At 46.5% G+C, this 14,265-nt stretch carries 11 protein-coding genes; 7 read left to right on the top strand and 4 right to left on the bottom strand.

From position 1 onward, the window contains the following. Positions 1-416: 416 nt before the first annotated feature. From HRU80_15965 to HRU80_15995, 7 genes are all read left to right on the top strand, one after another. Positions 417-1,352 carry a glycosyltransferase family 2 protein gene (locus HRU80_15965; GenBank protein ID QOJ30585.1) on the top strand — a complete coding sequence of 312 codons (936 nt, stop codon included), beginning with the start codon at positions 417-419 and terminating at the stop codon, positions 1,350-1,352. A gap of 7 nt (positions 1,353-1,359) precedes the next feature. Continuing rightward, complete coding sequence (locus HRU80_15970) at positions 1,360-2,172, top strand: class I SAM-dependent methyltransferase (protein QOJ30286.1); 813 nt, start codon at positions 1,360-1,362, stop codon at positions 2,170-2,172. Between the two features lie 99 nt (positions 2,173-2,271). After that, positions 2,272-4,797: a YfhO family protein gene (locus tag HRU80_15975; protein QOJ30287.1), complete on the top strand. Its 2,526-nt coding sequence runs from the start codon at positions 2,272-2,274 to the stop codon at positions 4,795-4,797. Between the two features lie 6 nt (positions 4,798-4,803). Continuing rightward, positions 4,804-6,285 carry an oligosaccharide flippase family protein gene (locus tag HRU80_15980; GenBank protein QOJ30288.1) on the top strand — a complete coding sequence of 494 codons (1,482 nt, stop codon included), beginning with the start codon at positions 4,804-4,806 and terminating at the stop codon, positions 6,283-6,285. A 1-nt stretch (position 6,286) separates the two neighbouring features. Further along, the gene (locus HRU80_15985) at positions 6,287-7,162 is read left to right on the top strand and encodes a glycosyltransferase (protein ID QOJ30289.1); all 876 of its coding nucleotides are present in this window, start codon (positions 6,287-6,289) and stop codon (positions 7,160-7,162) included. 14 nt (positions 7,163-7,176) lie between these two features. Further along, positions 7,177-7,830 carry an FkbM family methyltransferase gene (locus HRU80_15990; GenBank protein ID QOJ30290.1) on the top strand — a complete coding sequence of 218 codons (654 nt, stop codon included), beginning with the start codon at positions 7,177-7,179 and terminating at the stop codon, positions 7,828-7,830. Beyond that, complete coding sequence (locus tag HRU80_15995) at positions 7,827-8,456, top strand: hypothetical protein (GenBank protein QOJ30291.1); 630 nt, start codon at positions 7,827-7,829, stop codon at positions 8,454-8,456. Before HRU80_15990 ends, HRU80_15995 begins: the two co-directional genes overlap by 4 nt. Before the next feature lie 19 nt (positions 8,457-8,475). On the opposite strand, the gene ispD is transcribed toward HRU80_15995, so the two are convergent. The 4 genes from ispD to lpxK all read right to left on the bottom strand — a co-directional run bounded on the left by ispD (position 8,476) and on the right by lpxK (position 14,260). Beyond that, positions 8,476-9,156 (bottom strand): 2-C-methyl-D-erythritol 4-phosphate cytidylyltransferase, encoded by a 681-nt coding sequence (gene ispD, locus HRU80_16000; protein ID QOJ30292.1) that lies wholly within the window; start codon positions 9,154-9,156, stop codon positions 8,476-8,478. Continuing rightward, the gene (gene queA / locus HRU80_16005) at positions 9,153-10,187 is read right to left on the bottom strand and encodes a tRNA preQ1(34) S-adenosylmethionine ribosyltransferase-isomerase QueA (GenBank protein ID QOJ30293.1); all 1,035 of its coding nucleotides are present in this window, start codon (positions 10,185-10,187) and stop codon (positions 9,153-9,155) included. The genes ispD and queA overlap by 4 nt, the downstream gene beginning before the upstream one ends. A gap of 194 nt (positions 10,188-10,381) precedes the next feature. Next, the gene (locus HRU80_16010) at positions 10,382-13,168 is read right to left on the bottom strand and encodes a pyruvate, phosphate dikinase (GenBank protein ID QOJ30294.1); all 2,787 of its coding nucleotides are present in this window, start codon (positions 13,166-13,168) and stop codon (positions 10,382-10,384) included. A 51-nt stretch (positions 13,169-13,219) separates the two neighbouring features. Next, on the bottom strand, positions 13,220-14,260 hold the full coding sequence (lpxK, locus tag HRU80_16015) for a tetraacyldisaccharide 4'-kinase (protein ID QOJ30586.1): 1,041 nt from the start codon (positions 14,258-14,260) through the stop codon (positions 13,220-13,222). Positions 14,261-14,265: the final 5 nt, after the last annotated feature.

Raw genomic sequence — 14,265 nt, forward strand, 5'->3', positions numbered from 1 at the left:
CGATTCCGGTTCAGAAAACCGAGGGAGAACAGAAAGAAATTGTCAATCCCTTTTCTGAAGATTCAGAAAAAGCTTCTACTGAAACCCCGAAAGATGATCCAAATCTCGGCAGAATTGACCGCCGGGTGCTTAATCAGCGCCGCAAGGGGAACCAGCAGAGAAATCAGCCTAGACCTGATAACAGGCAGCGTCAGCAGCAGCCACAGCAGAATCAGATTCAGAATCAGAACGCGGAGGTTAAAGAAAAAACTGAGCAGCCGCAGGTCCGGCAGGAACGGCCTGACCGCCAGCAGACCCCGCGTCCGGATCGTCAGCCCCGTGCAGAGCGGATCGAACGGGTTGACCGGAAAGACAGAAACGACAGAAATCAGAAATCTGATCCGGCAGGAAGGGTTGAACAACAGACCCAGCAGAGAATTCCGCAGAATGAAAAAATCTCAATTGTGGTACCTCTGTTTAACGAAGAGCAGTCACTGCGTCCCCTCTATACTGAAATCAGAAAAGTCTTTGAAAACACCCGCCGCACCTACGAAATCGTTTTTGTTGATGACGGCAGCACTGATAAATCGCTGATGCGCATCAAGGAGATTTCACGCGTTGACAAACGGGTGAAATATATATCATTCCAGAAAAACTACGGCAAATCCGCAGCCCTGCAGATGGGCTTCAAGATGGCAACCGGCAGCGTGATCATCACCATGGATGCAGATCTTCAGGATGACCCGAAAGAGATACCAAACCTGATAAAGAAACTTGAAGAAGGATGGGATCTGGTCTCCGGCTGGAAGAAGAAACGTTATGATCCTTTTATTAAAAGATTCTCTTCAAAGTTCTTCAACTTCACCACCCGCGTTTTCAGCGGAATTAAAATTCATGACTTCAACTGCGGACTGAAGGCATACCGCAAAGCGGCAGCACAGAGTCTTCAGGTCTATGGAGAACTGCACCGGTATATGCCCGTTCTGGCCCACTGGAACGGATTCAGCGTAACCGAGATTGATGTAAAGCATCATCCGCGCATGTACGGCAAAACCAAGTTCGGCATCTCCCGGTTCTTTAAGGGATTTGTTGATCTTCTCACGGTTGTCTTTCTGACGCGGTATATAAAGCGCCCGATGCATCTGTTCGGATTTCTTGGCGCCTTTACCATGCTGGCAGGTCTCGCAGTGAACGGTTATCTGACCTGGGAGTGGATCAACGGCCAGCCGCTGAGCAACCGCCCCATGCTTTTCCTTGGAATGCTGTTAATCATCGTCGGAACGCAGTTCTTTTCAACCGGACTGCTCGGCGAACTGATGGTTCACAACTTTCAGAATGATGCTGAATATAAAATTAAAGACCAGTCAAATTAACGGCTGAATGCATTACGATCCCGTTAAAGATGTATTCGCCGCGGTAATTAAGAAACTGCCCGTCCTGCGGGCAGTTTTTTATAAACTGCTTGACCTGATGTTCCTCCGCTCCTGGTTTGTCCGCAGGGAGCTCCGTCATCTCCGCTCCGCGTTTGGTTCAAAAAAAATCGATATATACGATGCCGGTTCCGGATACGGGCAGTACAGTTACTTCATGAGCAAAAAACTTTCTCCCTGCAGCATTTATGCTGTTGACGTGAAAGAGAACTGGATTAACGACTGCCGCGGGTTTTTTTCAGCCGCAAAGATCGGTGATGTCAGTTTCGCGGTTGAAGACCTGACCGCTGTTAATCATGAAAACCGTTTTGACCTGATCGTCTGTGTTGATGTGATGGAACACATTGCGGATGATGTTACCGTATTCAACAATTTCTCCCGCGCCCTTAAGCCGGGCGGATATGTACTCATCAACTCCCCATCGGTTTACGGCGGCAGTGATGTGCATGATGAAGAGGAGGAAAGTTTTATCGGAGAGCATGCACGGGTCGGCTACTCATGGGAAGAACTGCGGGACAAACTGAAACCCTTCGGCTTTGAAGTGTACCGTTACCGTTACACCTACGGCTTCTGGGGAGACAAAGCATGGCGCCTGGGAATTAAATATCCGATGCTCATGCTGAACGCGTCAAAAATTTTCTTTCTGGTACTGCCGTTTTATTTCCTGCTCACGCTCCCCTTTACCCTGCTGATGATGTATATTGACTACAGCACCGTGAGTGAAAAGGGTTCAGGCATCAATCTTATTGCAAAAAAAGTGTAACTGCATCCGGGCAAGGGCAGCAGTTTTTTCCTGCCGGAAGCAGCAACGGCATAAATTCTATTATTTCCGCTGAACAAGTTTTAAGAGGAACATAACCAAATGTCAAAACAGAAAAAAAGCAGCAATCTCACCAAGAATAAAACAACAAAGCAGTCTGGTTTTCTGGCTGAGTTTGATCTTGAGAAATATTTCCCCACAAAGTTTCATCTTCCGGTTGTCCTGGGCATTGTAACCATCCTGCTCATGATGTTCCTTAATCCCCTCTTTTTTGGCGGTATGTCATTTGAGTCGGGGGATATTATCGCGGCTGAAAGTTCACAGCCTTATCTTGCAAAAGAGCGGGAGACCTTCAGTCTGTGGAACCCTCATATATTCTGCGGCATGCCGGCATATTCACTCAGTATTGATTTTACCTGGTTTAATCTGATTTATGTTATCTTCACCGTAACAAGAGATTTTTATACCGGACTATTCAGCGTTGAATACGTAAGGTGGACATTCTATCTGATTCTGCTTGCGGTAACCATGTTTATGCTGGTGCGGCATCTGACCGGTAATTTTCTTATCGGGCTCTTCAGCAGCATTGCAACGGTATTCTCAACCGGCATCATTGTGTTCCTGTTTATCGGCCATGTTACCAAGCTCACTTCACTTGCGTGGTATCCGCTGGTCTTCCTCATACTGCTCAGGTTTAAAGAAAAGATAACCCTGCGCGATTTCTTTATACTCACGGTCGCGCTGCAACTGCTCATTCAGGGATTCCATCTGCAGATTATTTTTTATCTGCTGCTTTCCATTGGTATATACTTCCTCTATTATATTACTCTCGGTTCAAAGGGCAGTGAAGAGCGGGTGCGTCTGGTCAAGTCAGGAGGAGCGCTTGCCGGAGCCGTTGTTATTGCATTCCTGATTCAGGCGGATAACTTCACCCAGATATACGAATATACCCCCTACTCAACCAGAGGAGGGAAATCCGTTGTTGAGGAATCAACCGGAAAAGCCGCACAGTCTGAGTCGGAGTATTATGAATATCATACCAACTGGTCATTTTCACCGGGTGAGGTTGCAACATTTGTGGTTCCTTCATTTTACGGATTTGGCTATTCAACCTATCAGGGGCCGCTGAGCCAGAATCAGGAAGTTGCAGTTAATACCTATTTCGGTCAGATGCCCTTTGTTGATGTGGCGATGTATATGGGTGTGCTGGTATTCTTCCTCGCGCTTTTTGCGATTATAACCATGTGGAAGGATCCTCTGGTAAAATACCTTACGATTCTCAATATCTTTGCGCTGCTTCTTTCATTCGGCTCAACTTTTCCCGTGCTGTTTGATCTCTTCTTCTATTATTTCCCCTATTTTGATAAGTTCCGGGTGCCCTCGATGATCTTAGTAATCCTGCAGATGCATTTCCCGATACTTGCCGCACTGGGGCTGAAAAAAATCATTTCTCTGCGGAGTGAAAAAGATGCCTTCGCGGAAAACATTATTAAATATGCAGCTTACGGATTTGGCGCTCTGTTTCTGGTTTCGCTTCTGCTTAACTCGGTCATTGCATCATGGTTCATGGAGCGCTTCACCGCGACCAAGCAGGGGGCACAGATGCAGGTTCTTAAAGAATATGCCGCGGAGATGTTCACCGGAGATTTATATTTCTCCCTCTTCGCGCTTACGGCTCTCTTCTTCGGAGCATTTGCTTTTCTGCGAAACAATCTTTCCGGTTCGGTAGTACTGCTGATTGCCATCATCATTACGGCCGCTGATCTGCTGAGAGTTGATGCCAGAGGCGCAAGATATACCCCCGCACCTGATAAGAACAGCATGTTCGTGATGCCTGATTACGTCCGCTTTATCAAAGAGCAAAAGAATGAAACTCCGTTCCGCATAATCAATATCAAGCAGGACGGCTCACCCGGATCGCTGAATCAGAACTCAAACTACCACGCATATTTCCTGCTTGAGGATTTTTACGGTTATTCAGCAATCAAACCGCGCGCCTACCAGGATCTGATGGATGTTGTTGGCCCTATTAATCCGGTGCTCTGGATGACAGGCAATGTGAAATATGTTATTGCCGATCAGAATGTTCCCCTGCCCGGACTTACCCCGGTATATAACCAGAATAAAACGGTAATATACCAGAATGATTATTTCCTCGAGCGCGTATTCTTTGCTGATTCCGTCGCGGTAAAACCCGCGCTTGACGTACTGAACATGATGAAAGACGCACCCTTTGATCCGCGCACGATTTCTTTTACTGAGGTTCCCGTGGAGGGAATTGAGAAAGTTGATTCCACCGCCTCTGCCCGCATCACTTCTTATAAGGATGAGGAAATTGTGGTTGAAGTTACCGCCAGTGGAAAGAATTTCCTGGTGTTCTCCTCCACCTATATGCCCACGGGTTGGAATGCAACCATTGACGGCAATGAGCTTGAAATTCTGAGAGCCAACCATGCCTTCATGGGTGTGGTTGTGCCCGAAGGTAAACATACGCTGGTATTCACCTATCTGCCTGAATCATGGACCATCAGCATGTATATATCCCTGATTCTCAGTACATTGGTTGTACTCGGCCTGGTTATAACCATTGCGCTCCCCTTTGTAAAAAAGGAAAAGAAAGCAGCATAAGAAATTATGCTCGCCCAGCTTAAAGGATTTTTACGGCACTCCATCGTCTACAGCATCAGCAATGCTGCTGCCAAGGCGATGGGGGTTATCCTCCTGCCGCTCTATACAACATACCTTTCTCTGGGTGATTTTGGCCAGCTTGCCATTGTCGAAGTAACCCTGGTCATCGCAGTTGAACTCTTTGCTCTCGGGCAGGGGCCCTCAATTGTGATGTTTAATGATACCGCTGAGTATAAGGACGGTATCAAATCTATTTACTTCACTATATATAGCTTCTCTCTTGCGGTTGCGTTAGCAGCGGTACTCTTCGGATGGTCTGTTCTTGATATTATTGCCGGATTCGCCGTTCCGCTCGGCATGTTTGAAACCCACTACTGGGTGATCGCCGCGATTTTTGTCTCGCGCATCATACACGGACTCTGCCTGGATAAAATCAGAGCTGAGGAAAAATCGGTCCTCTATACGGGGCTCAATCTCGGCCGTCTTCTTATAACGCTCCTGGTCACCATTTACTTTGTTGCTTATGAGGGGTACGGAATTGCCGGAGTGCTTTATGGCTATCTTGCCGGCGACGGTTTCACAGCTATATATACCTCTCTGCATCAGTTCAGAAACATGACTCCGGTTTTCAGGAAGGATATCCTCCCCGCATCAGTCCGCTTTGGCATCCCCCTTATTTTTACGTCAGTTGCTTTCATGATTCTGAATGTGAGCGACCGCTATATCATTGGCTACTACCGCGGTTCTGAGGAGGTTGCACTCTACGACCTGGGGTACCGTGTGGCAGGGGTGCTTAATATGTTTATCATCATGCCATTTACTCTTACGCTTCTCCCGGCCGCGTATAAAATGTACGGCAAAGAGGGAGACAAACGGTATTACAGCAAACTGCTGACCTATTTTACTTTTATTCTGGTCTGGGGCGGGCTTGCCCTCTCCCTTTACGCGGAGGAACTGATTCAGCTTTTTGCTCTGAATAAAGATTACTGGCCGTCGTATAAAGTTGTTCCGCTTGTTATACTGGGATATATCTTCAGCGGAATGCGGCTGGTCGCGGTGCTGGGGCAATTTCTGACTCGCAACTTAAAGTCACTGATTCCTCTTTCCTTGTCCGCAGCTTTCATGAATGTGACTCTGAACTTTGTCTTTATTCCTCTTTACGGCATGATGGCAGCAGCATATACCACGCTGCTTTCTTTTCTTTTTCTTTATCTGCTTTCCCTGCAGATTTCAGACAGATATTACCACATACCTTTTGAACATAAAAAGACTTTTCTGCTGATACTGCTTGGCTCTCTGCTGTATCTTCCATTTGCTTTCTGGTCATCGGAATTTTTATTTTTTAATCTTGGCTTAAAGCTGCTCCTTGTTATAGGATTCCCGCTGCTTCTACTTCCGCTGAAGTTTTATGAAGAAGCTGAACTGCATGTTATTAAAAAAATTCTCCGTTCGCCCGCGGGAGGATTTAAAGAATTGGTAAAGAAGTAGCATGCAATACGCTCCGATAGCTCTCTTTGTGTATAACCGTCCGCGCCATACAAAGAATCTGATAGATTCCCTGCTGGCAAATAAAGAAGCTGAAAAAAGCGAACTTATCATCATCTCTGACGCACCAAAGCATGAGGGAGTAACGGGTGTGGATGAAGTACGCAAGTATATAAAAACCGTTAACGAATTTCAGTCGGTAAAGATTATAGAACGGCAGGAGAACTTCGGCCTCGCGAAAAACATCATAACAGGTGTATCAAAACTGCTGGAAGAATATGGCCGGCTGATTGTGCTCGAAGATGACCTTATTGTTTCTCCCTGGTTCCTTGCTTACATGAATGACGGACTGAATCTTTACGCCGAGGATGAGAAAGCCGGAAGCATACACGGCTATGTTTATCCTGTCAGGGAACAACTGCCTGAAACATTTTTCCTGCGCGGCGGTGACTGCTGGGGATGGGCTACCTGGAAACGGGCCTGGAGCTTTTTTGAACCTGATGGTAAAAAACTGCTCTCACAGATTAAACAGCGGGGCCTTGTCAGAGAATTTGATCTTAATAATTCGTACCCGTATTACCGAATGCTGCAAAAGCAGGTTGAAGGGAAAAACAGTTCCTGGGCTGTACGCTGGCACGCAAGCCTTTTCCTGAGGGATATGCTTACGCTGTATCCCGGCACTTCTTTTGTCAACAACCAGGGGGCGGATGATTCCGGAACGCATCTCAAAAGCACCAATGTGTTTGATGTACCTGTTGCACAAAACTATGCAGGCATCAGAAAAATTGAGCTGCAGGAATCGGAAGCCGGGAGAAAAAGTTTCAGTAATTTTTTCTTCTCCATTCACAAAAACCCGCTGAAGCGAATCTTCAGACTTTAACGAGATATATATCAATGGCCTATTCATTATCAGAAAAACTCAGAGCGCTTGTAAAACTTGCCGCAGAACCGCAGGTGCTCAGTGCTCTCCTCTCACAGAGAATCTTCGGATTGCTTCTGGAAGAAGGGTGGTTTGAGTCATACAAGACAAAAACACCGTTGGACAAAGAAGGAAAACCAATCCCCTGGACTACTTATTCTTTTATTGATTTCATCCGGACCCGCCTGAAAAGTTCACAGAATGTATTCGAATACGGATCCGGTTATTCCACACTCTTTTTTGCTCCAAGAGTCTCATCAGTTACATCTTGCGAGCATGATAAATACTGGTATCAGGATATGAAGCGGAGGATTCCAGCAAACTGTACCCTGATCTTTGCGGAAGATGAAGCGTATGAAAAGAGCATAGCAGGAACAGGCACTCAATACGATATCATCTTCGTTGACGGCATACGGAGAAATGAATGTATCAGCTCCGCGCTTCCGTTTCTTACGAAAGAAGGAGTGATTGTTCTTGATGATTCCGAACGGCCTGAGTATGCGGATGGAAGAAAAGTCCTTACTGATGCCGGATTTAAATATATCGATTTTTACGGCATCGCACCCGGAATCTTGTTCAAAAAATCAACCACGGTTTTTTACCGGCCGGATAATACACTGCAGATATGATTAAGAAGTTCAAACAACTGGTGTTCAGGGGTCTCATCCCCTTTCTCAAACTGTTTAAAATGGCTGAGTGGCATATATATAAAAACAGCCACGATACCATCAAAATTGTCGTCGGCGCGGGGGGAACCAGTTTTCCCGGCTGGCTGCAGACGGATATCTGGCATCTGAATCTGACAAAAGAAGAGGATTTCAGGAGAATTTTCGGCAGCCGTAAAATTGATAACATCCTTGCCGAACATGTGCTTGAGCATCTGACAGAACATGATATCCTTGCCATGCTTCGCAACATTAAGAAATATGCATCGGAGAATTTCAGAATGCGTGTTGCGGTTCCGGACGGATTTCACGGAGATGAGAATTATATCGAAGCAGTGCGCCCGGGAGGAAGCGGCGAAGGGTCAGACGATCATAAAAATCTGTTCACCTATCTGACTCTGCAGGAGTTATTCGCCAGAGAAGGATTTAAGGCGCATCCCGTAGAATACTGGGATGAACAACGGGTGTTTCACAAGGGATATAAGGAGGATGCGCACGGATATATCAGCAGGTCTTTCATTAACGATGAACGGAATGCTGACGGTAAGCCCCATTATACATCCCTGATTATGGATTTCACCCTGCGGTAAAATAACCGCAGGGCAACAATCATTTTACCTGCACCAGACGGGTGAAAAGTTCAAGATCATCAGCGGTGGTAATCTTGAAATTCAGCAGTGAGCCTTCCACAAGATGAACCGGATAACCGGCACGCTTTACCAGTGATGATTCATCCGTCCCCTTGTAATGATCCCGGTACGCAAGTTCCATGGCATAGAACAGATCGGTATAACGGAAGATCTGCGGCGTCTGGACATAATATACATCATCGCGGTGGACGTAACTCTCAATCATTTTATCCCCTTTTACCAGTGTATCCTTTGCTTTAATGGCAATCACACCGCTCCGTTTCTTTTTAGCGGTTTTAATGCCTTCAACAAGAATCTCCATCGGCAGCAGCGGGCGGGCGGCATCGTGCACGGCAACAAGATCGCTTTTCCCCAGATTAAGGGAGAGCAGCGCTTTATATACGGAATCCTGCCGCTCCTTGCCGCCTTCAACAATGTTGATCAGCTTTTTGATTTTATAGTCCTCAGCAATCTGCCTGATCTTTTTGAGATATGATTTTTCCGCAGCCACCACAATTTCATCAATCAGCGGGCACTTCTGAAATACCTCAAGAGTCCATGCAAGCACCGGCTTCCCTTTATATTTAATATATTGCTTCGGTACCTGCGATTTCAGCCGCTTTCCCTTCCCTGCGGCGGGGATTACTGCTACTGTCCTCATAAGAGAAGCATTGCATCACCGTAGCTGAGGAAACGGTAATCGTCCTTAACAGCTTTGCGGTATGCTTTCATAACGAATTCGGTACCGCCGAAGGCCGCAACCAGCATCAGCAGAGTTGATTCCGATACGTGGAAATTGGTGATGAGAGCTTTGGTTATCTTGAAATCATACGGCGGATGAATGAACTTGTCGGTCCAGCCTTTGTTCGGGCGGACAAGGTTTTCAGCAGTTACTGATGTTTCAAGTACGCGGACGGTTGAGGTACCGCAGACAAATACTTTTTTCTTTGCGTGAATCGCTTTATTGATAGTATCTGCTGACTCTTTGGTAATCTCAAAGTATTCTGAATCCATTTTATGCTTGGTCAGATCTTCAACTTCAACGGGACGGAAGGTGCCGAGTCCGATATGGAGAATGACCGGAGCAACCGCGACTCCTTTTTTCTTTACTTTTTCCAGGAGTTTATCAGTAAAGTGAAGTCCGGCAGTCGGAGCCGCAACGGAACCGTCAACACGTGCATATACAGTCTGATAATCGGTCTTGTCAGATTCTTCCGCCTCACGTTTCAGATAGGGAGGAAGGGGAGTAAGTCCGATATTTTCTACCGCACGGAAGATATTGCCGGTCTGATTAAAGCGGACCGTTCTGCCGCGTGATGTAGTGTTATCAATAACTTCGCACCAGAGTGTATCGGAAAAATAAATCTTATTGCCAATGCGCACTTTTCTTGCGGGATCAACAATCACATCCCAGATTGCATCCTGGGCATTCAGTTCCCTCAGCAGGAAAACCTCAATTTTTGCGTTGGTTTTTTCCTTCTTGCCGTAAAGACGTGCCTGAAACACGCGTGATTCATTAACCACCAGCACATCACCTTCTGACATATAATCAACAATGTCGGTGAATCCTTTATTTTCAACGGTCTGCTCTTCGCGGTGCAGCACCATCAGCTTTGCCTTATCGCGCGGAGATACCGGGTACTTGGCTATGCTGTTCTTCGGCAGATTATAACTGAAATCTGTTAACTTCATTTCTGTTCCTTATGTTTATATATAATTTCTTTTCACGATCATGAACCTCATCAGCAGAATCCGCATTCTTCTGATGAGCACCATGACCATAAACCCCCTTAACTAATTAGTAACTGGCAGTTAGTAATTAGTCATTATAAAGATCCAGCGGAGCTGCCTGGCAGCTCCGCCATGGATCAATTCACTTTACGTGATTATTTTTTCTTTGCCGCTTTTTTAACGGTTTTTTTCGCGCTCTTTACATTGCGCTGTTCTAAAACCGCAGCGCGGGCTGCAGCAAGACGTGCAATCGGCACTCTGAACGGTGAGCAGCTCACGTAGTCCAGACCGGTATCATGGCAGAACATGACTGATGAAGGTTCACCGCCGTGTTCACCGCAGATACCAACTTTCAGGTCACTGCGCACACCTCTTCCGAGTGTGGTAGCCATCTGAACCAGTTTGCCAACACCTTTTCTGTCAAGTGCTTCAAACGGATCTGTCGGGAGGAGTTCCTTTTCAACATAGAGAGGGAGGAACATTCCCGCGTCATCTCTGGATACGCCAAAGGTGGTCTGGGTCAAATCGTTTGTACCGAAACTGAAGAACTCTGCACCCTGTGCAATTTCATCAGCAAGGAGAGCAGCTCTCGGCAGTTCGATCATGGTTCCGACCAAATACTGGAATTTGATCTTCTTTTCAGCCATAACCTGGGCTGCAACAGTGCGGACGATATTTTCCTGCATTTTGAATTCTTTCAGGTCGCCAACCAGCGGAATCATTACTTCCGGCTTTACTTTGGTGCCTTCTTTAATTACTTCAGCAGCAGCTTCAAAGATCGCACGTGCCTGCATTTCGGTGATTTCCGGATAGCGGATACCAAGGCGGCATCCTCTGAATCCAAGCATCGGGTTAAATTCATGCAGACTGTTAATCTTTTCAACCAGTTTCTGAGCAGGAACATTCAGTTCAGCAGCAAGAGCATCAACTTTCTTTTTGTCTTCTGCATGCGGGAGGAATTCATGCAGCGGCGGATCCAGCGTTCTGATGGTAGCAGGATATCCTTTGAGCGCCTTAAAGATTCCTTTGAAGTCTTCCTTCTGGAACGGGAGAAGTTCAGCAAGAGCTGCCTTTCTTCCTTCAACGGTATCAGAAAGAATCATCTTGCGGACTGAGGTAATTCTGTCACCTTCAAAGAACATATGCTCGGTACGGGTAAGACCGATACCTTCAGCGCCGAATGCAATCGCGTTTTCGGTCTGATCGGGCTGATCGGCATTAGTTCTGATTCTGAGGCGGCGGAATTCATCTGCCCACTTCATTACCGCGCTGAAGGTCTTAAATACATCAGACTTTTCAGCCGGAAGGGTCTTTTCAATAAGAACCTGAATCACTTCTGATGGCTTGGTTGCAACTTTGCCCATGATCACTTCACCGGTTGAGCCGTCAATTGATATATAATCACCTTCTTTGATGAGAACATCATCACGGTTTTCAACGCGGATGGAGCGGCTTGCATAGTCAATCTTCAGGCTTCCGCAGCCGGCCACGCAGACTTTACCCATCTGACGAGCAACAAGTGCAGCATGAGAAGTCATACCGCCTCTTGCGGTGAGGATACCTTCTGATGCGTTCATACCCTGTATATCTTCAGGAGAGGTTTCAATACGGACAAGGATTACCTTATCGCCTTTGGCGGCCATTTCGGTTGCATCCTGAGCGGAGAGAGCTACTTTACCGGAAGCTGAACCAGGACCTGCATTGAGGCCTTTTGCTACAACTTTTCTTTCAGCAACCGCTTTTTTCTTTTCTTCAGCATCGAAGACCGGACGGAGCAGCTGATTAAGACTGTTCGGATCAATGCGCATCAGTGCATCTGATTTATCAATCAGTTTTTCCTTAACCATGTCATAAGCGATCTTCACTTCCGCAAAACCGGTTCTTTTACCTACGCGGCACTGCAGCATCCAGAGTTTGCCCTGCTGAATGGTGAACTCGATATCAAGCATATCTTTATAATGCTTTTCGAGAATTTTTCTGAACTTATCCAGCTGAGCATAGAGGCCGGGATTATCTTTTTTCAGCTCAGCGATCGGATGTGGCGTTCTGGTACCAGCCACAACATCTTCTCCCTGTGCGTTAAAGAGATATTCACCGTAGAATACATTCTCACCGGAAGCAGGATCGCGGGTGAATGCAACACCGGTGCCTGAATCTTCGCCCATGTTTCCGAAGACCATTGACTGAATATTAACAGCAGTTCCCCATGAAGCAGGAATGTTGTTCAGTTTTCTGTAAACAATAGCACGGTCATTCATCCATGAACCGAATACTGCGCCGACAGCGCCCCAGAGCTGATCCATCGGATTGTCGGGGAATTTGTGTCCGGTTTTCTTTTTGATTTCTGCTTTGAACTCTTCAACCAGTTCTTTCAGATCCTGAGCAGTCAGGTCGGTATCCTTTGTTACGCCGCGCTGCTTCTTCTTTTCATCCATGATCACTTCAAAGGGATCATGTTCATGTTTGTCAACCGGCTTCAGACCAAGAACCACGTCACCGTACATCTGCACAAAGCGGCGGTATGAGTCATACGCGAAACGGTCTTTACCGGTTCTTTCAATCAGTCCTTTAACGGTAACGTCATTAAGACCGAGGTTGAGGATAGTATCCATCATACCCGGCATTGATGCACGCGCGCCGCTTCTTACGGAAAGCAGGAGCGGATTTTTCGGATCGCCGAATTTTGCTCCCATTGCACTTTCAATTTTCTTCAGTGCAGCTTCAACCTGAGATTTTAATTCAACAGGATATTTTTTCTTATTGTCATAGTAATAGGTACATACTTCGGTTGTGATGGTAAAGCCCGCAGGAACCGGAAGACCGATATTAACCATCTCGGCAAGGTTTGCACCTTTTCCGCCGAGAAGGCCTTTCATATCTGCCTGGCCCTCTGCTTTTTTACCGCCGAAGAAGTAAACATACTTTTGCGTTTTTTTAGCCATAGATTGCTTCTCCTTATGTTTATTTACATTATTGTGATAATGTGTTGTTTGTTATATTTTCGATTTCACGAACACTTTAAATTCTTCCGCCTCTTCCATGACCAGTTCAATGTTCAGGGCGTATATATCAATATCATCCAGTTCACGCGCAAACTGCCGGAGTTTAACCGCGTCTTTTTGTGTGGTGATAACCGACTGCGCGTTTGTTGAGTAAAACTTTTTCCTGATGAGCTGCACTTCATCATTGGTATAAAACTTATGATCACGGAAGACCATCTGCTCCGCTGTGTTAATGCCCATTGAGGCCAGCGCCATAATAAAAGAATGGGGGTTCGCTATACCGCATACCACCAGGCTTTTCTGGCCGTTAAAATCATTCCGGTCATACTCGGTTCCTGATTTCACATCACGGAACGAAGCCGCGCTGTACCGCGCGTTAAACACTTTTTTCCCGGCAGTATATTTTTTTATCTCCTCAGGAAAAAACATTTTTTCAGAGAACTTATGATTCAGAACCACCGCGTCCGCACGTCTGATCGCCGAGGGAAGTTCCCTCAGGTTTCCAGCCGGAAGCAGCGTTCTCTGCGCCGGATGAGAGAGCCATGCGCTCACATCAAAAATCACCAGATCAATATCACGGCTTAGCCACCGGTGCTGAAATCCGTCATCAAGGACAATCACATCCGTTCCGGTATCAGCAGCCAGTTTTTTCGCTCCCTCAACACGGCTTTCTGAGACCGCAGCCGAAACTCCGCTTTCAAGAACCGTCTGATATATCTCATCACCGCATTTTTCCACGCTTGTTAAAAGCCTGCCTTCCTTTGCCGCAAGGAGGTATCCTTTGGTAGTTCTTCCGTATCCCCTGCTCAGAACTGAGGGCTTCTTCCCAAGTGACAGGAGCAGTTTACTCATATATATCACAAAAGGAGTTTTCCCCGAGCCGCCGGTATTAATATTACCGACTGAAATCACCGGTACGCTGCTTTTTACGGCACGATTAATCCCCGCCGAAAAAAACATATTCCTGAGAGCTGTTACCGCCAGATAAACCGGTACAAGCGGCCAGAGCAGGAAGCGGAACGCAGCTGCCAGGTTTT

Source organism: Ignavibacteriales bacterium (genome assembly GCA_015709675.1).
Lineage (GTDB): Bacteria > Bacteroidota > Ignavibacteria > Ignavibacteriales > Ignavibacteriaceae > H2-BAC3.

What these genes read in the sequence shown, in the direction of transcription:
- HRU80_15970 (QOJ30286.1), top strand. Translation starts at nt 1,360, where the DNA reads ATGCATTACGATCCCGTTAAAGATGTATTCGCCGCGGTAATTAAGAAA.
- HRU80_15975 (QOJ30287.1), top strand. Translation starts at nt 2,272, where the DNA reads ATGTCAAAACAGAAAAAAAGCAGCAATCTCACCAAGAATAAAACAACA.
- HRU80_15980 (QOJ30288.1), top strand. Translation starts at nt 4,804, where the DNA reads ATGCTCGCCCAGCTTAAAGGATTTTTACGGCACTCCATCGTCTACAGC.
- HRU80_15985 (QOJ30289.1), top strand. Translation starts at nt 6,287, where the DNA reads ATGCAATACGCTCCGATAGCTCTCTTTGTGTATAACCGTCCGCGCCAT.
- HRU80_15990 (QOJ30290.1), top strand. Translation starts at nt 7,177, where the DNA reads ATGGCCTATTCATTATCAGAAAAACTCAGAGCGCTTGTAAAACTTGCC.
- HRU80_15995 (QOJ30291.1), top strand. Translation starts at nt 7,827, where the DNA reads ATGATTAAGAAGTTCAAACAACTGGTGTTCAGGGGTCTCATCCCCTTT.
- ispD (QOJ30292.1), bottom strand. Translation starts at nt 9,156, where the DNA reads ATGAGGACAGTAGCAGTAATCCCCGCCGCAGGGAAGGGAAAGCGGCTG.
- queA (QOJ30293.1), bottom strand. Translation starts at nt 10,187, where the DNA reads ATGAAGTTAACAGATTTCAGTTATAATCTGCCGAAGAACAGCATAGCC.
- HRU80_16010 (QOJ30294.1), bottom strand. Translation starts at nt 13,168, where the DNA reads ATGGCTAAAAAAACGCAAAAGTATGTTTACTTCTTCGGCGGTAAAAAA.